This window comes from Endozoicomonas sp. YOMI1, from assembly GCF_024606345.1.
Taxonomy (GTDB): domain Bacteria; phylum Pseudomonadota; class Gammaproteobacteria; order Pseudomonadales; family Endozoicomonadaceae; genus Endozoicomonas.
In genome coordinates, this window is sequence record NZ_JAHHPM010000286.1 from 1 (window position 1) to 19,831 (window position 19,831).

General features: G+C 49.3%; 18 protein-coding genes. 10 read left to right on the plus strand and 8 right to left on the minus strand.

What is annotated here, in order from left to right; translation table 11 throughout:
• Positions 1-57: 57 nt before the first annotated feature.
• Positions 58-609, minus strand: coding sequence for a hypothetical protein (locus tag KDK15_RS09750; RefSeq protein ID WP_257295164.1), 552 nt, complete (start codon positions 607-609; stop codon positions 58-60).
• A complete protein-coding gene (locus KDK15_RS09755; protein ID WP_257295165.1) occupies positions 606-3,290 on the minus strand; it encodes a hypothetical protein in 2,685 nt (894 codons plus the stop codon). The genes KDK15_RS09750 and KDK15_RS09755 overlap by 4 nt, the downstream gene beginning before the upstream one ends.
• A 353-nt stretch (positions 3,291-3,643) precedes the next feature.
• On the opposite strand from KDK15_RS09755, the gene fabV reads away from it, so the two are divergent.
• Entirely contained in the window at positions 3,644-4,846 is a 1,203-nt protein-coding gene (fabV, locus tag KDK15_RS09760; RefSeq protein WP_257295166.1) for an enoyl-ACP reductase FabV, read from the plus strand.
• Here fabV and KDK15_RS09765 read toward each other — a convergent pair.
• Positions 4,795-5,442, minus strand: coding sequence for an ankyrin repeat domain-containing protein (locus KDK15_RS09765; RefSeq protein WP_257295167.1), 648 nt, complete (start codon positions 5,440-5,442; stop codon positions 4,795-4,797). The two genes, fabV and KDK15_RS09765, sit on opposite strands and share 52 nt — an antisense overlap.
• A gap of 182 nt (positions 5,443-5,624) precedes the next feature.
• Between KDK15_RS09765 and KDK15_RS09770 the strand changes: the two genes are divergently transcribed.
• From KDK15_RS09770 to KDK15_RS09795, 6 genes are all read left to right on the plus strand, one after another.
• The gene (locus tag KDK15_RS09770; protein ID WP_257295168.1) at positions 5,625-6,812 is read left to right on the plus strand and encodes an acetyl-CoA C-acyltransferase; all 1,188 of its coding nucleotides are present in this window, start codon (positions 5,625-5,627) and stop codon (positions 6,810-6,812) included.
• A gap of 122 nt (positions 6,813-6,934) precedes the next feature.
• Positions 6,935-8,104, plus strand: coding sequence for an acyl-CoA dehydrogenase family protein (locus tag KDK15_RS09775; protein WP_257295169.1), 1,170 nt, complete (start codon positions 6,935-6,937; stop codon positions 8,102-8,104).
• A 2-nt stretch (positions 8,105-8,106) separates the two neighbouring features.
• Positions 8,107-8,895, plus strand: coding sequence for an enoyl-CoA hydratase (locus KDK15_RS09780; protein ID WP_257295170.1), 789 nt, complete (start codon positions 8,107-8,109; stop codon positions 8,893-8,895).
• A 79-nt stretch (positions 8,896-8,974) separates the two neighbouring features.
• Entirely contained in the window at positions 8,975-9,865 is an 891-nt protein-coding gene (gene mmsB / locus KDK15_RS09785) for a 3-hydroxyisobutyrate dehydrogenase (RefSeq protein WP_257295171.1), read from the plus strand.
• A gap of 359 nt (positions 9,866-10,224) precedes the next feature.
• On the plus strand, positions 10,225-11,475 hold the full coding sequence (locus KDK15_RS09790; RefSeq protein ID WP_257295172.1) for a NupC/NupG family nucleoside CNT transporter: 1,251 nt from the start codon (positions 10,225-10,227) through the stop codon (positions 11,473-11,475).
• A gap of 166 nt (positions 11,476-11,641) precedes the next feature.
• Positions 11,642-11,971, plus strand: a complete 330-nt coding sequence (locus tag KDK15_RS09795; protein WP_257295173.1) for a helix-turn-helix domain-containing protein — start codon at positions 11,642-11,644, stop codon at positions 11,969-11,971.
• Between the two features lie 85 nt (positions 11,972-12,056).
• Here the strand turns inward: KDK15_RS09795 and KDK15_RS09800 are convergent, their stop codons facing one another.
• Positions 12,057-12,329 carry an HU family DNA-binding protein gene (locus tag KDK15_RS09800; RefSeq protein ID WP_257295174.1) on the minus strand — a complete coding sequence of 91 codons (273 nt, stop codon included), beginning with the start codon at positions 12,327-12,329 and terminating at the stop codon, positions 12,057-12,059.
• A 261-nt stretch (positions 12,330-12,590) separates the two neighbouring features.
• Positions 12,591-13,451, minus strand: a complete 861-nt coding sequence (locus KDK15_RS09805; protein ID WP_257295175.1) for a universal stress protein — start codon at positions 13,449-13,451, stop codon at positions 12,591-12,593.
• Positions 13,452-13,720: 269 nt separating this feature from the next.
• On the opposite strand from KDK15_RS09805, the gene KDK15_RS09810 reads away from it, so the two are divergent.
• The 3 genes from KDK15_RS09810 (at position 13,721) to KDK15_RS09820 (ending at position 17,897) form a co-directional block, all read left to right on the plus strand.
• Positions 13,721-14,392, plus strand: coding sequence for an OmpW family protein (locus tag KDK15_RS09810; RefSeq protein WP_257295176.1), 672 nt, complete (start codon positions 13,721-13,723; stop codon positions 14,390-14,392).
• 447 nt (positions 14,393-14,839) lie between these two features.
• Entirely contained in the window at positions 14,840-17,074 is a 2,235-nt protein-coding gene (locus KDK15_RS09815; protein WP_257295177.1) for an ankyrin repeat domain-containing protein, read from the plus strand.
• A 127-nt stretch (positions 17,075-17,201) separates the two neighbouring features.
• On the plus strand, positions 17,202-17,897 hold the full coding sequence (locus KDK15_RS09820) for a tRNA-(ms[2]io[6]A)-hydroxylase (RefSeq protein ID WP_257295178.1): 696 nt from the start codon (positions 17,202-17,204) through the stop codon (positions 17,895-17,897).
• Here the strand turns inward: KDK15_RS09820 and KDK15_RS09825 are convergent.
• The 3 genes from KDK15_RS09825 to KDK15_RS09835 form a co-directional block, all read right to left on the minus strand.
• Positions 17,883-18,341: a hypothetical protein gene (locus KDK15_RS09825; protein ID WP_257295179.1), complete on the minus strand. Its 459-nt coding sequence runs from the start codon at positions 18,339-18,341 to the stop codon at positions 17,883-17,885. The genes KDK15_RS09820 and KDK15_RS09825 overlap by 15 nt on opposite strands.
• Before the next feature lie 136 nt (positions 18,342-18,477).
• Positions 18,478-19,209, minus strand: a complete 732-nt coding sequence (locus KDK15_RS09830) for a UDP-2,3-diacylglucosamine diphosphatase (RefSeq protein WP_257295180.1) — start codon at positions 19,207-19,209, stop codon at positions 18,478-18,480.
• Entirely contained in the window at positions 19,209-19,736 is a 528-nt protein-coding gene (locus KDK15_RS09835; protein ID WP_257295181.1) for a peptidylprolyl isomerase, read from the minus strand. Before KDK15_RS09835 ends, KDK15_RS09830 begins: the two co-directional genes overlap by 1 nt.
• Positions 19,737-19,831: the final 95 nt, after the last annotated feature.

The window sequence follows — 19,831 nt, forward strand, 5'->3', positions numbered from 1 at the left end:
GCCCTTCGACAGGCTCAGGACGAACGTAGTTTTGAAACTCAGAAATGTGCAAATTTGTTACGGGTCAATTCCTAAAGTGGCTAAGGCATGGGCAATAGCATTAGCCCCTTCATGCTGCCAGTTTAACTGTCTGTCCCGGTATCTGCCTATCCGGCCATAGAGGATATCGGAGTCAACAACGACCAGTTGATCCTGCATTGAATCCAGGGCTGGATGGCAGCTGAGTTCTATGGTTTGTTGCATTAAGTGCCTGAACTGCCCCGGTTGAAATAAAGATGGTGTCAGTACTGGCATAGAACGTTGTATAAACAGGGCGCACTGGTCTGTTACCAGGTAGTAATGCAGAGCCCTGGAATTAAATCCGTGGCCACTTAAACCATACATCACATAATCCGACGGCCATTGTTTCAACAACTGATCGAGATGGGCTTCAAGGTTATACAGGGGTATATCCGTCAGGCATGAACCAAAGGCACACTCTGAAAGTGGCATTAACTGCTCAGTGAGTGCTTTAGGCACCGGAGGGAAAGGAACGCCGAGTTCTTCCAGGTTAACTGCAATATCACCAAGTGAGATGGCATTCATCGCCATTGGGTTTTGTGTATTCATGGATGATCCCTGTCTTTCATGGATACTGCCTTAAATATGGTCGTGGAAAAATAGCTTGGGCTGATAGCATATCTCTGATTAACTTCGTCATTACTCAGTAGTTTTTTTTTCCATAAATAATCTTGGACTTCAGTGCGTTCCTGATCAGACAGGGTTAAATTTGAATGATAATTACTGAGAAAAGCCTGGATACGAATCTCTTCTTCCTTAAGGGCTATTCGCTCCTGTTTGACAATGTTAGCCATTGACATAGTGAGAAACTTGGTAGCGGGTTCTTTTGTCGTTCGGTCACGCCACGATTCCCAATCATCAACAATCCGCCCTGCACAAGATAATGCCCAACTGTGTTCCTGAAGCAGGAATATTCTCTCCTTCAGCGCGCTTTTGACATTCCGATCGAAGCAGGCTGGCAATGATTCACACAACAATTCTACATCAAGCTCCTGTAAACGATCATAAGACTTTCGGGTCATCAGTCGGGGATAACCAACACGGCATCCTTTACGCCATGCGGCCCTGCCACTGTCAGCGGATGGCGCAATGATGTCTCTGAACGGGTAAAGACAGGTATCGTTATCAATACCCGTTACCTTGCCAGTTTCATAGTCTATAAAGAAGTTAGCACCATGTCGGTCTGGTTGGGCACAAATGGCATCTAACAGCTCAAGGTCAGCCAGGCCACTGAATATTTTGTTCTTGATCTCCCAGTTGCCCTCCTCATCAACCAGTTCTTGATAGCCCAGCTTTTCCTCTTTTGTAGGATCAGTGCTGGAAGATACCATGGTATTGGCTGATTCACCTGAAGCCAGTTCCATCTCCAGTCCAATCTGGTGGTTATGCTCGCAAAATGACATATCGGGCATCACGTTCATGCCCAGCAAGCGGGCAATCTCGCCGGTGGCCAGATTTCTGGCCGTAAGATTTGGATGATATCTATCGTGATACAACTCCGGCGAGATGATGCTTCTGTAGCCTGACTTGTCAACGGCCGGTTCAGGTTTGAAAACCCGTTTTACTGTGTCATTTCCGGTTTTATAGGATAACAGGTATACCGTATTCTCCTTCCCTTCACCCAGCTTCCGGGGAGGGTTGTCAGGGTCCAGAAATTGGTCGGTCCACCGGCCAGGAAGGGTTAGTTCATCGTTCAGATCATAGCCAACCCGCTTGAACTCCATCGCCGCCTGCCAGCTGATTTTTCCGGCAATAGACGTTAATGCCGGTGAATCCAATACCTGAAATAGCAGCAGTTGGTCGTATCTGAGTTCGGAGATTTTATTCTCTAAACTATTAATTTTTGATTTGTCCGGATGATCAGTGTGCTCACGGATTATTTTGCTTAATTCTTTCTGGAGTTTTTCATTACTGGTCAGAATAAGTTTTGCTGTTTGTTCTGCCGCTTCCTGTCCAATGGGTATTTCTTTGGCTAACTGCTGCTCATAGTTACTGATCATCCTGGAAGCTTGAAGCGCCCTAATACCTTTTCCCATCTTTCCGGGTAATGGTTTGGATCCTTGAGTATGGGTTGATAAAGAACGCAGTTGTTGCTGAGTAGCACCGGGTTGGTTGAAGCGTTTCGTGACCCGTTGCGCAATAGCCTGTTTTCGTGCCGCCAGCTGATCTGGTGTTAACTGGGCAGGGCTTAATGACTGGTTATAGACTGACAGTTGCTCCCGTGCATGGATGATTTCCTGGCGTATGCAATCCGGTTTTATCAGTTCCAGTTCCCCACGCTTTTGCAGATTTCTGATCTGGCTATGAAGCAGGGCAACATCTTTGGGAACCCCTCTGGCGATATCAGCCTGTGCCTGATGCCATTCTTTTTTGACCAGTGCCTCCAGGCGGTTCGCATATTCTGTACTCTTTGAGTCGTTGCCGCGTTCCAGAATAACCGTTACACCCTGACCAAACGGATTTTCCAGTACCCTGGTAACCAGACCGGGAAATAACTCAGCAGAGCCAATTCTGGGGTCCAGGGTCGATGGGAATTCAAGGGCTGCTGCAGGTCTTTTTCCCTGATATACACTAAGCGCCTGCTGCTCCGGGGATTTCAGTGCGGAACGATCAAACCATTGGTAATTGCAGTTTTTCGAAACCGGGTGCTTTGTCTGTTTTGCAATGATTGTTTGATAAGCCTGGCTGGGTCTCAGGACCGTTGTGAATTCTTGCAGGGGATCCAGCCCGGGCGTTTGCCCCATAACCCAGGGATAAGCCTTACCTTCTTGAATTAATACTACATCAACCCACTGTTGATCCTCTTTGCTCAGGAATTGATCGAGCCACGCGGTATCATTCAATGCATCGGGAGCGATCTTTATTTCTGATGGCAGCGGCTTGAGGCAGCCGCCTTTAAATGCCTGACTAAGTCTTAACTGGACAACGGTTTGATCTATGATTTTGTTTGCCGCTGTGGGGGGGGATTTAGAGGAACCCGGAGAGGCTTCTCCAACGGATTCAATCCCGGAATCTGGCGACGGTGGCTGATCGGAGCTTGCCGATGGTTTCGCCAGATAGTTATCTGTTGCCACTTGATCAATATTGCGATCTGCAAGACTGGTGTAGGCAACACGCTCAGCGACACTGGAGCTGCGCGTTTGCGGCACAACCGGAGGCGACTTTACAAAGTCTTTCTTAAACTCCCTGACCGGGGGCTGATTTCCTGAAGGGTATCCTGAAGGTATCACAGGTGCCTCCCTGACCTGTAACTGACAATCCATCTATCGGCTATTCAGACGGGAAGTTCAAAAATGCAGTTTCATGTTCTGAGGTATTATTTCCAGATGCCACGCAGGGTGTTATCCCTAATGCCGAGTACTGTTTTATGAAAATGATCAATAACTGCTTAGTCAGTCGGTCGTTCATCGCTGCTATAAACAAATCGTAACAAACAGACCTATAACGCTACCGACTTACTACGCACCATCTCTTTCCCGGACTGTGGCTTTTGGATAAGCTACTCCGTTATTTATACAGACGGGCTTATGGCTGCTATTTAGCCCCTGGTCTTCGAACCGAATTTCACCTGTTGGGGACAACGATGATCATTAAACCAAGGATTCGTGGATTTATCTGCACAACCACTCACCCGGTAGGTTGTGAAGCCAATGTGAAGGAGCAGATTGCTTACACCCGGTCACTGGGTACCGTAGCCAATGGCCCCAAAAAAGTGCTGGTGATCGGTTCTTCCAGTGGTTATGGACTGGCTTCCCGTATCACCGCAGCTTTTGGTTCCGGCGCGGCGACCATTGGTGTGTTCTTTGAGAAGCCGGCTACTGAAACCAGGCCGGGTACTGCTGGCTGGCACAATTCTGCGGCCTTTGACCAGCTGGCCCATGACGTTGGCCTCTATGCAAAAAGCCTGAATGGCGACGCCTTCAGCCACGCAGCAAAAGAAAAGACCATTGAGTTGATCAGGCAGGATCTCGGTCAGGTGGATATGGTGGTTTACTCGCTGGCATCACCCGTGCGAAAACTGCCGGATACTGGTGAGGTGATTCGCTCGGTACTGAAGCCGATGGGTGGGCCATATCGCGCTACCGCAGTGGATACCAACAAAGATGTATTGTTTGAAGCGACGGTGGAACCTGCCACTGATGCGGAGGTGACAGCAACGGTCACGGTAATGGGGGGGCAGGATTGGGAACTCTGGATGAACGCGCTGTCTGCCGCGGGGGTACTGGCAGAAGGCTGTAAGACAGTGGCCTACAGCTATATTGGCACTGAGCTGACCTGGCCGATCTATTGGGATGGTGCCCTGGGTGAAGCCAAGAAAGACCTGGACCGTACAGCCCATGCCATCGATGATTCGATGAAATCGGTTCATGGTTCAGCCAATATCGCGGTACTTAAGAGTGTGGTCACTCAGGCCAGTTCTGCGATTCCTGTTATGCCGCTCTATATCTCCATGGTTTTCAAAAAAATGCGGGAAGAGGGGGTACACGAAGGTTGTATTGAGCAAATCAACCGTATGTTCCGTGAGCGCCTTTACCGTAGTGATGGTGCGGCTCCGGAAGTGGATGACAATAACCGTCTTCGCCTTGATGACCTGGAGCTTAGAGAAGATATTCAAAAGCATTGTCAGGATATCTGGCCACAGCTGACCAATGACAATCTGGCGGAGCTGACCGATTACGCCCTCTATAAAGAGGAGTTTCTGAAGTTATTTGGTTTCGGTGTTGAGGGTGTGGATTACGATGCCGACGTTAATCCCCTGGTGCCTTTTGAGGTGATTGATATCTGACAGGGTTTATCAGGGGCAGGGATGACGCAGTTAGCGCCGATAGAGAGTGCCGGGAGAACGGATTTACCCGGTTCTTTAGTCTTCTCATTGACCTTGATGCCGCCAGCGCCCAGTAACGCCATGACGGTCTCTGCACTGGCGTATCTGGCGGCTAAGTGGAGAGCCGTCCAGCCGAATTTATCAGCGATATTGATATTTACTCCACCGGTTTTAATGAGCTTTTTAAGGCATTTGGTACGGCTCTTGGCAGCGGCGATATGCAGTGGTGTTCTGCCTTTCTTATCGGTGGTATTGGCATCAGCATGGCTGTCGATCAGGGCTTGAACGCAATCAGTATGGCCGTAAATGATGGCGACAGCTAACGGGTGTACAGGATGATCGGTGAGCGCCGAACGGTAAGTCCGTTTTGCCAAAGCCTCGTCTTCGCGCAGCATTTTCAGGTTGCCGAGATTCCCGGTACGGCAGGCATGAAGCATCATGGATTCACAATAAGGTGATTCGTCGTCAAGGACGCTTTCCCCCAGACGAATCAATGGCAGTGCCGGTTGCAGGCATTGAGTGCATTGGCGTCGGTCAAGATTTATTGCGGCCTTCATTGCTTTGGCCTACTTCATGACTCAAGACTGTGAGTAGGACAAGAATCAGTTGAGTTGGGAAAATTCCATAATCGTTTTCTGTTACCAATAAAGCTATTATGCACAGAGACAGTTGCGAGAAAAACACAGGACACAGTCCTGCAAACCAGAAAGAATAAATTACAGAAAAAGCGAGTTTCACTATGTCTTCTGCAACCAACCCGTCACAGGAAAACATTGTTATTGTTTCCGCTGCCCGTACCCCAATGGGTGGATTTCAGGGTAACCTGTCGTCTATAACAGCGGTTGACCTGGGTACTATTGCGATCCAATCAGCATTGGAGCGGGCAGGCGTTGCTCCAGAGAACGTATCAGAAGTACTGATGGGCTGTGTATTGCCAGCGGGTACCGGCCAGGGGCCTGCTCGTCAGTCAGCGCTGCATGCCGGTATTCCCGTCCATGTACCGGCCACTACAGTGAACAAAATCTGTGGTTCTGGTATGAAAACGGTGATGCTGGGAGCAACCCAGCTGAAAACCGGTGAAGCCGATCTGGTGGTGGCCGGGGGTATGGAAAGTATGACCAATGCCCCTTACCTGCTGGATAAAGCCAGGGGGGGGATGCGACTGGGTCATGGCCAGGTCAAGGATCATATGTTCACCGATGGTCTGGAGGATGCTTACCAGGGCGTGGCCATGGGGGGCTTTGCCCAGGAAACCGCTGATCGCTTTGGCCTGAGCCGCGAGGCTATGGACGACTATGCCCTTGCTTCTCTGGAGCGGGCCAACAAAGCGATCAGTTCTGGTGCTTTTGCTGAAGAAATTGTGCCTGTAGAAACCCGTAAAGGGTTGGTTGACATTGATGAGCAGCCGGGCAAAGCCAGGCCGGAGAAAATCCGTCAGTTGCGTCCGGCCTTTAGTAAAGATGGCACGGTTACAGCGGCAAACTCCAGCTCTATTTCTGATGGTGCAGCGGCGCTCGTGTTAATGCGTGAAAGTGATGCAAAAGACCAGGGCTTACAACCTCTGGCAAGAATTCTTGGCTACCAAAGCCATGCCCGGAAACCTGAAGAATTTACTATTGCTCCGGTAGACTGCATCCGTAAGCTACTGGAAAAAATTAACTGGCAGGCCTGCGAGGTAGACCTGTTTGAGGTGAATGAGGCGTTTGCCGTAGTGGCCATGATGGCCATTCGTGAACTGCATCTGGATCATGATAAGGTCAACATTCATGGTGGTGCCTGCGCACTTGGTCATCCCCTGGGTGCCAGCGGTGCCCGCATTCTGGTGACGCTGTTGCATGCCCTGAAAAAGACCGGCGGCACCAAAGGTATTGCTTCACTGTGTATTGGTGGAGGAGAAGCTACCGCTATTGCAGTTGAGATGTTATAAAAAATACTTGTCGATACCTTTCATGTGCATCAACCTGGCGAGCAATGCGTTGACCATTAATAAAAATCCCGCATGCCCCCAGGCCTCAAAAATAATAAAAAAACAAGAGGCGGCATTTTTATATGGATTACAACCTTTCTGAACAGCAGACCGCTTTTCGTGATCTGGCCCGGCAATTTGCCGATGCCGAATTGGCTCCCCATGCAGCGCAGTGGGATCTTGATTGTCATTTCCCGGTTGATGTGATCAAGGCAGCCGGTGACCTTGGGTTCTGTGCCCTGTATACCCATGAGTCCATGGGAGGGCTGGGCCTGTCCAGGCTGGATTCCCATATTGTCTTTGAACAGCTGGCCATGGGGTGTACGGCTACGACCGCCTATATCACCATTCATAATATGGTTACCTGGATGATCAGTGAGTTTGCCACAGATCGGGTAAAGTCAGATTGGGGGGAAGGGCTGGTCAGTGGCAGCAAGCTGTCTTCCTATTGCCTCACCGAACCCGGAGCGGGCAGTGATGCTGCATCGTTGACAACCAGAGCTACCCGGGATGGCGATGAGTATGTGCTCAATGGCTCGAAAATGTTTATTTCCGGGGCTGGAAGTACCGATCTGCTGCTGGTTATGGCAAGAACCGGCGAAGATGGTCCAAAAGGCATTTCGGCCTTTGCCGTTCCAGCCAATCTGGCAGGTATCCAGTACGGTAAGAAAGAGGAAAAGATGGGCTGGAATGCCCAGCCAACCCGGCTGATTTCATTTGATAATGTTCGTATACCCACAGACCACCTGCTGGGAGCGGAAGGTCAGGGCTTCTCTTTCGCTATGAAGGGACTGGATGGTGGTCGGATTAATATTGCCACCTGCTCTGTTGGTACAGCGCAGCAGGCACTGAACACGGCACGTGCCTATATGAAAGAGCGTAAGCAGTTTGGTCGCGAGCTGGCCGACTTCCAAGCCTTGCAGTTCAAGCTGGCGGATATGAATACGGAGCTGGTGGCCGCCCGGCAGATGGTTCGACTGGCGGCCTTCAAGCTGGATCATCAGGATCCTGAAGCGACGGCATACTGTGCCATGGCTAAACGTTTTGCTACGGATATCGGGTTCCGGGTCTGTAACGAAGCCCTGCAGATTCATGGCGGTTATGGTTATATCAAGGAGTACCCTCTGGAGCGACATGTGCGGGATAACCGGGTCCACCAGATTCTTGAGGGAACCAATGAAATTATGCGTTTGATTGTCGCGCGTCGTTTGCTCTGTGAGAGCATTTCCCAAACGGGTATGGAGTTACAATGATTATGTCTGAGCTTATGTCTGAAAAGCTACATCTCACCTATGAAGAACGTACCGCCATTCTCACCCTGGACAATCCTCCGGCGAATACCTGGACACCAGAAAGCCTGGATGAGCTGGAGCAGATTATTCACCAGTTGAACCGTAAGTCTGATGTGATTGCCCTGGTTATCACTTCGGCTTCAGAGAAGTTTTTCAGTGCAGGCGCTGATTTAAAGCGCTTTGATAACCTGACCCCGGAGGAAGCTCGTCCATTTGCTGAGAGTTTTGGCAGGGCTTTTGAAGCCCTCAGTGACTTTTCAGGGCTCAGCATTGCGGCCATCAACGGTTATGCCATGGGAGGAGGGTTGGAAGTGGCGCTGGCCTGTGACCTTCGTATTGCTGAACAGAGTGCCATTATGGCCCTGCCTGAAGCAGCGGTGGGGTTATTACCCTGTGCTGGCGGAACTCAGAACCTCACCCTGCTGGTGGGAGAAGCCTGGGCCAAGCGTATGATTCTCTGCGGCGAGAAAGTGGTTGCAGAAAAAGCATTGGAGATTGGACTGGTAGAGGAAATGGTGGGCAGTGGTGAGAGTCTTGAACGGGCCAAAGCGCTTGCGGCCAATGCAGGAAACCAGAGTCCGGATGCCTTGAGGGCCTGTAAAAAGCTGATCCAGATGGGACGTTCCGGATTTTCCAGAGATGCCCTGGCAGCGGAGAGAGAGCTGTTCCTGACGTTGTTTAATGGCAGGAATCAGCAGGAAGGTGTTAGTGCATTTCTTGAGAAACGTAAGCCTGATTGGTATTTCGAGTAATCAAAAAACAGAGGCGCTTCCCGCAGGGCCTTTCGTCAGATTGCTTTGAATCCGGCTGTTTTTAATAAGGGTAATAATAGTGACAAAAATTGCATTTATCGGCCTTGGCAATATGGGTGGTCCCATGGCTCAGAATCTGGTGAAAGCCGGGTATGATGTCTGTGGTTTTGATCTGGTTCCTGAGGCGCTCAATCAATTGGAACAAGCAGGAGGCTCAAAGGCCGAATCCGTGACTGAGGCTGCACAGGGTGCCAGTGTGGTGATCAGTATGTTACCGGCTGGCAAACAGGTTGAATCACTTTATCTTGGGGATGATGGACTGTTGAAAACGGTGGGCAGCCGTTGTCTGATGATTGATTGCAGCACCATAGAGGCTGAAGTTGCCAAAAAAGTCGGGCAGCAGGCAAAAGAGCAGGGTATCGACTTTATTGATGCACCTGTGTCCGGTGGTACCGCCGGTGCTGCGGCTGGAACACTGACGTTTATGGTGGGAGGCAGTGCTGAGACCGTAGAGCAGGCCAGACCCTATCTTGAGGTAATGGGGCAGACTATTTTTCACGCTGGAGGTGCTGGTGCGGGGCAACTGGCCAAGATCTGCAACAATATGCTGCTGGCTATTCTTATGACTGGCACATCGGAAGCACTTAAGCTGGGTATTGATAATGGCCTTGATCCGGCAGTACTCTCGGAAATCATGACTAACAGTTCAGGCGGGAACTGGGTACTGGAAAAGTACAACCCGGTGCCGGGTGTTATGCCCGAGGCTCCGGCCAGTAATGGTTACCAGGGCGGTTTTATGGTGGCACTTATGGCCAAGGATCTTGGTTTGGCTCTGAATACTGCTGCCAGCAGCAATACCGCAACGCCCATGGCTTCGCTGGCTGACAATTTGTATAAAATGCATGCAATTCGCTCCGGCAGTAACCAGGACTTTTCAAGCATTATTCAGCTGTATGATTCAGCAGACTAACCAGTGCAGAAAAGCGCTAATACCCATAATACCCTCGTTCTGCGTAGGAATGAGGCATTGCTGAGATTTTTTTGTTATGTGGTGAGTGTCGTTGTTATGCTTGTTGGTCTTGGCAGCTATTTATTTGGATGCACGATCAATTTCATTATTCAATAGATAGTTGCCGATCATCGTTCAGTTTATTTTTCTTCTGTTGATTTGGCTCAATGTTTTGCTCTGAAACTGTTCTAATTTTGAACAGTTGTGTCAGATAACTGTTCTGTTTTTGTAAATCAGGTTATACAATTCCCCCGGTTTATCTATAGTTCTGATCGGGTAACCGGTCGGTACCGATCATCCATCTGAGGTAACCTGTTCCCATGCAAATACTTATGAGTCTGGTGGGTATTGCCAGCCTTCTGGCACTTGCCTTTTTACTGTCCGATAATCGAAAAGCGATCAACCTGCGAACGGTGGGTGGTGCCTTTGCCATTCAGGCCGGGCTGGGAGCATTGGTTCTTTATGTTCCCCTGGGCCAGGAAATTCTTGGTGGTGTCTCCAGCGCGGTAAGTAATGTGATCAGTTACGCCAATCAGGGTATTGGCTTCCTGTTTGGTGACCTGGGTAACTTCAAGGTCGGCTTTATTTTTGCCATCAACGTACTGCCGATTATCATTTTCTTTTCCTCTCTGGTGGCTGTTCTTTACTACCTGGGCGTTATGCAGCAGGTTGTTACCTTCCTGGGTGGTGCGTTACAGAAAGTACTGGGTACCAGTCGTACAGAGTCTCTGTCGGCAACGGCGAACATCTTCGTTGGCCAGACTGAAGCTCCGCTGGTGGTAAGACCCTATATTGGTCGTATGACCAATTCTGAGCTGTTTGCCATTATGGTGGGTGGTCTGGCTTCTGTTGCAGGCTCTGTTCTGGCCGGCTATGCAGGTATGGGGGTCGAGCTTAAGTATCTGATCGCAGCAAGCTTCATGGCGGCACCTGGTGGTCTGCTGATGGCCAAGATGATCAAGCCGGAAACCGATACTCCAGATGATTCTGAGCTGGTTGATGACGAAGGTGACAGTGAAAAGCCTGCCAACGTGATAGACGCAGCTGCTTCTGGCGCTTCTTCCGGTATGAAGCTGGCTGCTAACGTTGGTGCTATGCTGCTGGCTTTCATTGCCCTGATCGCCATGGTTAACGGTATCATGGGCTGGATTGGTGGCTTCTTTGATTACCCTGACCTGAGCCTTGAAATCATTCTGGGCTATCTGTTCAGTCCTCTGGCCTTCCTGATTGGTGTGCCAATGAATGAAATCGTGACGGCGGGCAGTTTCATTGGTCAGAAGTTGGTGGTGAACGAATTCGTTGCCTACATGGATTTCGTCAATTACCTGAACCCTGAAGCGGCTGCGGCGGCGGGTGTTGAAGTGCTGTCACAGCGTACTCAGATCATCATCACCTTCGCGCTGTGTGGTTTTGCGAACCTGTCTTCCATTGCTATTCTCCTGGGTGGTCTGGGCGTTATGGCACCACAGCGTCGTCAGGATATTGCCCGCATGGGTATCAAGGCAGTTGCCGCTGGTACTCTGTCTAATCTCATGAGTGCAACAATCGCTGGTCTGATGCTGTCTCTGTAATGTTTTTTCAGGTCATGGTCTAACCGTGGCCTGCTTTCCTTCCTGTATTTTCCCTTCATCAGCTGAATCTAACGCTTTTCAGGAAATGGCCGAATGACATAGTGCAATAATTATCTGTGTTTTGCTGGCATGGATATCTTTCTGAACCTGTCGTGAGTGTGCAAGGATGAACCTGACAACAAGGATTTTATGCTCCCGTAAAGACAAGAAATTTTCGCAGCAGGCCCTGGCCGATTTGATTGGTGTATCCAGAAGTGCGCTGGCCCAGTGGGAAACCAGTATGAGTAGCCCCAGCCTTGATAATCTGCGGAAAATGGCGGAAATTCTTGAGGTGTCTTTCGAGTGGCTGGCCACCGGGCGTGGAAATCAGTACCTGGTCAGTTCTGATGAGGTAATCAGTGACTCTGAGGTGGATGGGGAGATTATCGGTCAGTTGCATCGAATGAATCTTATGAAGAAAAGAGCCATTCTCAATGTGATGAGAGCGATGGCATAGAGAGCCCGATAAAATATTCAGAAAAAGCGCCTTACCGGCGCTTTTTCGCTTTTTACAGAAAAGTTTCAGAAAATTCAGAGAAAATCTATTTGATCATTTCCCGGAACTTATTGCCCGGCTTGAACTGAGGTAGCTTGCAGGCGGGGATATGAATTTCTTCACCGGTTTGTGGATTGCGCCCCTTTCTGGCCGCCCGGTCTGCTACTGAAAATGTGCCAAAACCAATAAGTTGAATGATGTCGCCGCTTGCCAGTGTCTCCTGGGTGTTGCTGATAAAGGTATTGACAACCAGCTCGGCCTTGCTTCGGGGCAGGTTAGCTTGTTCAGCGACTTGCTCAACCAGTTCTTTCTTGTTCATATCCAGTCTCAGGGAATTACCAGTTATGTGGAAAGAAAATACCAGACGACGGATGATCCGCCTCTGGCTTCGCTCGGCTCAGGGAAAACCTGGGCAGGTGGTGAAACACAATCAGCCTGAAGTGTATCTCTTACTGGAAAAATAGGTGATGGGAGAAAAACCTTGTTAGAACAATATAGAAGTTTTTAGGCGCTTTATCCGGTTTCGTGACTGAATTATTTTGAGGCAGCTGCCAGTTAGACTGGCAGCTACCGTGTCGGCTTATTTACCCAGTTCGCGCTCCAGCGGGATCATGTGGTGTTTCGGCTGCAATACCAGAATATCGGTTTTGACCTCGGAGATCAGCTGTTCGGCGGTATTGCCAATCGCAAGGGCGCTGATACCGGTTCTTGCGTGAGTGCCAAGAATCAACAGTTTGGCATCGGTTTCTTTCAGCAGCGCAGGGATCATGGTCTCGGTTGGGCCTGGTTCAATATGGAAGTAGTCTTTATTCAGATTGAATTCACGGGCATATTCCTGACAATGCTTTTCGTAATGGTCCTTCTCGGTCAGTCCATCACCATGATCCTGAATCGCCAGCATCGTTGTCGGGTAAGTGGTGGCCAGGTGAAGCTCTGCTGAGAACTCACTGGCAATGTCCGTCGCGTATTGCAGGATCGCCTGGTTAAGAATGCAGTGATAATGGTCTCTTGGATCGGCATTAATGGCCGCGAGGATTTTGCCTTTGGTCCAGTCGCTATTATCCTGAACCAGCAGCACAGGAACCCGGCAGCGGCGGAGGAGGCTCCAGTCCTCAGGCGTAGAAAAGGCTTTCTTAAGGGCGGTGATTAACCTGGCATCTTTGACGACCAGGTGGCAGCGTTCCATCTGACGCACATGGATAATGGTTTCTATAACAGAGCCATTCCAGGTTTCATGAAGATAAACCTCCTGACCCTCAGCCATCAGTGGCTCAGCCAGTGCTTCCAGGCGAACCATGGACTCACCATCCGCTTTAGGGTTTGGTGCAAGAATATGCAGGGCAGCGCCGGTTACCCGGCAGATTTGACTGGCCCGTTCAAGGGCAAGCTGCTGGTCCTTTCTGGTATCAACAACGGCCAGAACCTTGGTAATTCCACGCATAGTTTTTCCTCTCTTGCTGAATATTCTGTTTGTTATAGTTCCATCATGCATGAGCGTAACTGATGTTTTTATGACTTCGATCAATAAAATGCTGTGCAGTTAGGAGTATGCGGAATGTTATTCCATGAATATTAGTATTTATAAAAGAGATCTTATGGGAACCGTTGTGTTTTTTAAAGAATTGATCTGGGTCAATAAATGTGCTGGCGAATTTTATATTATAATAGCAACTTACATTTCCGGTGGATAAATCGCAAAAAGGGTAAGGAATGAAGATCAAATCGCTTTCTCTCGCTATTATCAGCGCAACTGCATTGCTATCTGGTGCCGCACAGGCCTATGAGGCTGGTGACTTTATTGTTCGTGGTGGTCTGGCCAGTGTAAATCCTGATGTGGATAGTGGAAATCTCTATGCAGCAGGGGTCGAACAGTCTGACTCAAAAGTGGATGTCAATAATGAGACTCAACTGGGATTATCATTGACTTATATGATTCAGGATAATATCGGTATTGAGTTGCTTGCAGCTACTCCATTCTCGCACAAGTTGCAGGGTAAGGGCGAGCTTTCTGGTCTTGGTGAGTTTGCTGAAGTGAAGCACCTGCCGCCAACGTTAAGTGTCCAATATTATCCAATGGATAACAGTTCTTTATTTCAGCCATATGTTGGTCTTGGCTTGAACTATACAACCTTCTTCAGTGAAAAGTTTATTAATGGTGCAGATGCCACCTTTAATAGTCTTGAACTTGACGACTCACTGGGGCTGGCTGCACAGGTCGGTTTTGATTACCAGCTTGCTGATAACTGGAGTCTTAATGCTGCCGTGTGGTATATGGACATAGATACAACGGGTACTTTCACAGATGGCTCAAATAACGATTACAAGATTGATGTATCTCTGGATCCCTGGGTATATATGGCCGGTGTAGCTTATCGCTTCTAAACCCCCTGACTAAAAGTTGAATATAAAACCGCTGTCGGTTACCTGGCAGCGGTTTTTTCTTACTTCTGTATTAAGCCTGACGTGAGCATAGGGTAAGAGGTAAAGTGCCTCCTCAGCTCCCCGTTAATCAGCCCACTGCTTTTAGACTCTGGCAGCTCTTGTGATCATTTCTGAGTTCTGATTGCTTTTCTCTTCCTTGACTGTGGCTTTTAACCACTCTGATTTTCCGCAATGAGCGAACGAAATATTTGATTGTCGTGGCTTTAGAATCTTTGGGTGTCCTTTTCTTTCCTTTGATTGTCGTGGCTTTAGAATCTTTGGGTGTCCTTTTCTTTCCCTTTTTTTCTTTTTAAATAAGCGCGTCCGGAGGATAAAAAAAGGAAAATAAATGTCCAATAAAAAATAAATGTCCAACAAGATTATCGAAAACTGAACTGGAATAACAAAATGAATGGTGCAGCTATTAATCCTGATGGTCAGATTGCATTCACCGGCACAACGGCTTCTCGCCTTGATGCCACGGATAAGTCGTCAGCTCCTGTTCTTCCTGCCTTGCCAAAAGAAACTTCCCTTGCTCACAACAGCTCTGCCCCCTCCACTGCCCTGACGGAAAGAACCATTGTGCCATCAGGCCATCATAACCCAGGGCCCTTGCCGGATAACTGGCAATGGCAATTGGTCGCCGGAATCCTGAATGGAGAAATCCACGCCATTTCAGGATTGCTGCAACAAGGTGCTGATGTTAATGGCAACCTCTACAGCCAGATTTCAAGATTGGATCAACAACCTGTCAACATTCACGGGGTGCACCCCTCTATTACAGCCCGCCTGGCCAAGACTGTTGAGCCAGGAACGCCGTGCACCCCACTCTGGCTGGCAGCCGGGGCTGGCAAGCTTGAAGTGGTCAAACTTCTGTTGTCTGAGGGGGCACTCCCTGACGCCGGGGACCCTCTCCATGCACCTCTCACGATGGCGGCCGTTTTAGGGCATCAGGAGATAGTCAAGGTCCTGCTGGAATATAATGCAGACATACAAGCTGGCAGTTCCACAGGTTTTAATTCGCCACTGTACTGGGCCATTCATGTTGGCCATCAGGATCTGGTGGCGTTTCTGGAAAAGAACGGTGGCCGTCTGCAAATCGGTTGCCCGGGCATGGATGCTCTGATTCATAAATCAGCCAAGCTGGGATCGACCAATGTAATAGAGTATCTGCTCAATCTGGGCGAGGACATTGATAACCACAGTACCGGACATCTTACCCCGGTTTATGCTGCGGCAATCAACGGCCATTTTGAGCTGGTCAAGTTACTGCTTGAGCGAGGCGCAAACAATAGCCATGGCGAAACCGGTTGCAATACTTTGATCTGGGCTGCCTGTCGCAGCGGCAACCGCCAAATGGTCAAATATCTGCTTGATCAAGGGGCGGACATCAACGCCGGCTTCGGTCATACATCCCCCTTGGCAGACCCACACCCCCTCGGGGCTGCAGCTTCTTCTGGCAATGTGCAACTGTTGGAGTACTTGCTGGAGCGCCTGAATCTGACTATTGACACCCCCGACCTCAGCGCTACTCTGTTCCGCCAAGCTGCTGAGGGTGGCAAAGTGGTGATGATGGATTACATTGCCAACAGGGCAACCATCGACATTAATCTGAAGGGCTACAATTCCCCGATCTCTGCAGCGGCCCGCAGTGGCTCCATCGACGCGGTGGCGTGGCTACTTGACCATGGCGCAGACATTGAAGCCAACAGCTCAGGCCAACAAACCCCACTTTATCACGCTTGCGCCCGGGGGCACTTTGAGCTGGTCAAATTCCTGGACAGCAAGGGCGCAAGACTTGACGGCAACACAGGGTTTAATTCGCCAATCTTTGGCGCGGCCAGCGCTGGCAGTATTGATACCGTGGCATACTTGCTTGACAGGGGGGGCAGCGTCAGTGCCGGTGCCACAGGCTTTTCTACCCCTATCTATATAGCAGCGCGGAAGGGTCTTGGGGAGATGGTGGAATACCTGCTGGAAAAAGGCGCGGATGTTAATGCCAACAGTACTGGTCGCCATACTCCTGTCGTTGAGGCAGCATCGAAGGGGCATCTAGAGCTGGTCAAGCGTCTGGTTCATAAATCCGCAAAAATTGATGCGCGTCAGTTGCTCAATGCCGCTGCCCGGGGAGGTCATAGCCCCGTATTGGAATACCTGTTTGAAGAGAACGTAATACTGCAGCGTATCAATCCGTCATACTTTTCAGTGGCACTCATTCAAGCGTCCCTTCAAGGCCAACTGAACGCAATAAAGTACCTGCTCGGCGCATTCGAGACCCATTTCAGTGCTGCCCCCAAGCCTGACATCTCTGAACCGCTCTGGATGGCGGCCCAAACAGGCCATATTGATGTGGTGAAGTATCTAGTTGAGCTGGGGGCTAACGTTAATGTGGAAAGCCGGAACTTTGGCAGCGCGGTCTGGACTGCATCCAAGTATGGTCATCTGGATACCGTTATGTACCTGCATCAACAGGGTGCCAACATTCACTACTCAAACCCTGACAACAATACGGATGTACTTTCCATAGCTAAGCAAGAGGGCCATCAGGATGTGGTTCGATTTCTGCAACAACAGCTTAATCATTTTCCTCCTGATCACCAGCAGTCTCTGTCGGAAAGTTCAAACATTTCATTTCCTGATTAAAGTTCAACCATAGTACTCATAAATATGAGACTTTCATCCAAAAGAAAGATGTTGATACCTCACTTTAACGCTCTCCTACCTGTGAATTGATCGTGTTACCATGCTGGCTCAGCCAGGTGAGCCAGTTATGTCCGATATTTCCCCCATTCTTGAATTCTTACCTTGTCCAACCCCTGAGACATGGATTGATGAAGCGCGCAAACCAGAAAATCTTGCGGTGATTCTGGTAGACCATGCCAATAATGAACTGAAGGCTGCTCAATCAGCGATGGCGATTATGAGCCGTTACCGTACCGGGAAGTTCGGCCGAGGCAATGGCCAGTGTGATGAACAGAAAGATGGGCCGCAACTCAGAATAGAAGATCAGTTAAGCCTGCTGAACAAAATGTCCAGACTGGCCCGTGAAGAGTTGCGGCACTACGAGCAGGTTCTGGCCATTATGGCACGCAGGGATATTCCCTATGTTCACCTGGGAGCCGGTCGCTATGCTGGTCAGTTAACTGCTGCCATCAGAAGGTTTGAACCATTCAGGCTGGTCGATACTCTGGTGATGGGGGCTTTTATTGAAGCCCGGTCCTGTGAGCGCTTTGCTGCGCTCTCTCCCTGGCTGGACGATGAACTGCATAAGTTCTATCTGTCATTACTGAAGTCCGAAAGTCGGCATTTTCGGGACTATCTGGCATTGGCAGAGACAATTAATGGGGCATCGATTGCTGATCGGGTGGCGGTATTTGGCGAGATTGAGCAAGATGCCATTGAGTCATCTGACCCGGTTTTCCGATTTCACAGTGGTGCCCCTGATTTCCCGTCAGACCATAGCTAAGTGTTTATTCGCGATGGTAATTTCTACAGCGGATTGACTGTGCGCAGGCTGGTTTTCAGTATTAGAGGGGGTAGGTGGAGCTGATGTTTGATTGGGGAACATTTTGTTCATAAACACATGGGCAGCAAATGTGATTGATCCTGAAATTACTGACTGGGCAAAGTAAGACAGATATTCATGTTCGTTACGTAGTTTATGGTAATTGTTCCATTGTCCAGTAGCGTTAGCAAAGCAGTGATCATCCAAAAAAACTTCGGCAGGTTGGTTGAAGTATAATTGAACACAATCGATCGCTAATATAGTCAAGCCTCCATAAAAAACCGACAAAATACCATACGTACCATACTTAAATGCCTTGGCAGCAGTTGAGGCTGAGGGGCGAGACTCTTGGGAATCAATTGGTCGTAATGTCTCAGGAGTATTGGTAATGGAACTGGAAAACATGATCAAATCCACTTAATTAATATGAGGTTGTTTCTATGGACAATATCAGGAGGTCATTTGTTCAATTTTTGAAAAAAATTATGGTTTTCATACCGATTCCCTGGCGTTAGGGGGCAGTGACATTTTTACTCGCGGATCATGGATGTTTAATCGGGAAGGCATCCAGCGTTATGCCATTGCTGTCCAGCTCAATCTCCCAGCCCTTATTGGTCCAGTCACCCAACACATAGCGTTTGCCGATCCCATGTTTTAAGGCAACTTCATGGATGTCCGGGCGGTGTGTATGGCCGTGGATCAGGGTATCTACCTGGTACCTTTCCATCGCATTAACAACTTCGGATAGCGTAACATCCATAATGTCCAGCGCTTTTCCGATTTTGGCCGCTTTGCTGTTTTGCCGGATTTTACGGCCCAGATTTTTGCGGTAAGACAAAGGGGTCATGCGCAGCAGGGCCATGACCAGGGGGTTGCGGATAATTTTTCGGTAGCGCTGATATTGCTTGTCATTAGTGCACAGTGAGTCACCGTGCATCAGCAGGATTTTTTGGTGATTAATCGTTATCAGTGTTGGGTCTTTCAGCCACTGAGCGCCGGTTGCTCGCAGGAAGGCTTTCCCGATGGCGAAATCCCGGTTGCCGGGCATCAGGTACAGGGGCTTGCCGCTGTTGGTATAATGTCTGAGTCGCTGGGCAATATCGTGTTGAAAGTCATCCATTGCATCATCCCCAACCCAGTACTCAAAGAAGTCACCCAGAATATAGAGGGCATCAGCCTGAGGGGCTCGATCGGTCAGATAATGGCAGAATGCCCGGGCAACCGCCGGGCATTCTGGTGACAGGTGAAGGTCTGAAATAAACAGCACCTTCATCAGGCAGTTTCCAAAGTCCCGGGGGCGTCAGCTGATTCAAGGATTTCAGCAGACTCAATAATGACGTCTTCTACCGGAACATCCTGGTGGCCAGCACGGAAAGTGGTTTTAACACCTTTGATCTTGTTGACGCTATCCATGCCTTCAGTCACTTTACCGAAGACACAGTAACCCCAGCCATCACTGGTTTTGGCGCTGTGGTTAAGGAAGTGGTTGTCTTTGACATTGATAAAGAACTGGGCTGATGCCGAGTGCGGGTCCATGGTTCTGGCCATGGCAATAGTGCCCGTTTCATTCTTCAGGCCGTTATCGGCCTCATTTTCGATGGGCATCCTGGTTGATTTTTGCACCATGCCAGGCTCAAAGCCGCCGCCCTGAATCATAAAACCATCGATAACACGGTGGAAAATGGTGCCATTAAAATGGCCGCTATTCGTATACTCAATGAAATTGGCAACGGTTTTGGGTGCTTTTTCAGCATCCAGGTCCAGTTTGATATCACCGAAATTTGTATGTAATACGACCATCATGTGGGCCACCACTCTTGTTAAATAACGTCCACAGACTCTAGGAGGCTGTCCGAGAATAGACTGCCCTGCTGCGGCGACAGCAAATTGGTCTA

Excerpts from the sequence above, each read along its gene's own strand:
- KDK15_RS09750 (WP_257295164.1), bottom strand. The coding sequence starts at position 609 with ATGAATACACAAAACCCAATGGCGATGAATGCCATCTCACTTGGTGAT.
- fabV (WP_257295166.1), top strand. The coding sequence starts at position 3,644 with ATGATCATTAAACCAAGGATTCGTGGATTTATCTGCACAACCACTCAC.
- KDK15_RS09765 (WP_257295167.1), bottom strand. The coding sequence starts at position 5,442 with ATGAAGGCCGCAATAAATCTTGACCGACGCCAATGCACTCAATGCCTG.
- KDK15_RS09770 (WP_257295168.1), top strand. The coding sequence starts at position 5,625 with ATGTCTTCTGCAACCAACCCGTCACAGGAAAACATTGTTATTGTTTCC.
- KDK15_RS09775 (WP_257295169.1), top strand. The coding sequence starts at position 6,935 with ATGGATTACAACCTTTCTGAACAGCAGACCGCTTTTCGTGATCTGGCC.
- KDK15_RS09780 (WP_257295170.1), top strand. The coding sequence starts at position 8,107 with ATGTCTGAGCTTATGTCTGAAAAGCTACATCTCACCTATGAAGAACGT.
- KDK15_RS09790 (WP_257295172.1), top strand. The coding sequence starts at position 10,225 with ATGCAAATACTTATGAGTCTGGTGGGTATTGCCAGCCTTCTGGCACTT.
- KDK15_RS09795 (WP_257295173.1), top strand. The coding sequence starts at position 11,642 with ATGAACCTGACAACAAGGATTTTATGCTCCCGTAAAGACAAGAAATTT.
- KDK15_RS09800 (WP_257295174.1), bottom strand. The coding sequence starts at position 12,329 with ATGAACAAGAAAGAACTGGTTGAGCAAGTCGCTGAACAAGCTAACCTG.
- KDK15_RS09805 (WP_257295175.1), bottom strand. The coding sequence starts at position 13,451 with ATGCGTGGAATTACCAAGGTTCTGGCCGTTGTTGATACCAGAAAGGAC.
- KDK15_RS09810 (WP_257295176.1), top strand. The coding sequence starts at position 13,721 with ATGAAGATCAAATCGCTTTCTCTCGCTATTATCAGCGCAACTGCATTG.
- KDK15_RS09815 (WP_257295177.1), top strand. The coding sequence starts at position 14,840 with ATGAATGGTGCAGCTATTAATCCTGATGGTCAGATTGCATTCACCGGC.
- KDK15_RS09820 (WP_257295178.1), top strand. The coding sequence starts at position 17,202 with ATGTCCGATATTTCCCCCATTCTTGAATTCTTACCTTGTCCAACCCCT.
- KDK15_RS09825 (WP_257295179.1), bottom strand. The coding sequence starts at position 18,341 with ATGTTTTCCAGTTCCATTACCAATACTCCTGAGACATTACGACCAATT.
- KDK15_RS09830 (WP_257295180.1), bottom strand. The coding sequence starts at position 19,209 with ATGAAGGTGCTGTTTATTTCAGACCTTCACCTGTCACCAGAATGCCCG.
- KDK15_RS09835 (WP_257295181.1), bottom strand. The coding sequence starts at position 19,736 with ATGGTCGTATTACATACAAATTTCGGTGATATCAAACTGGACCTGGAT.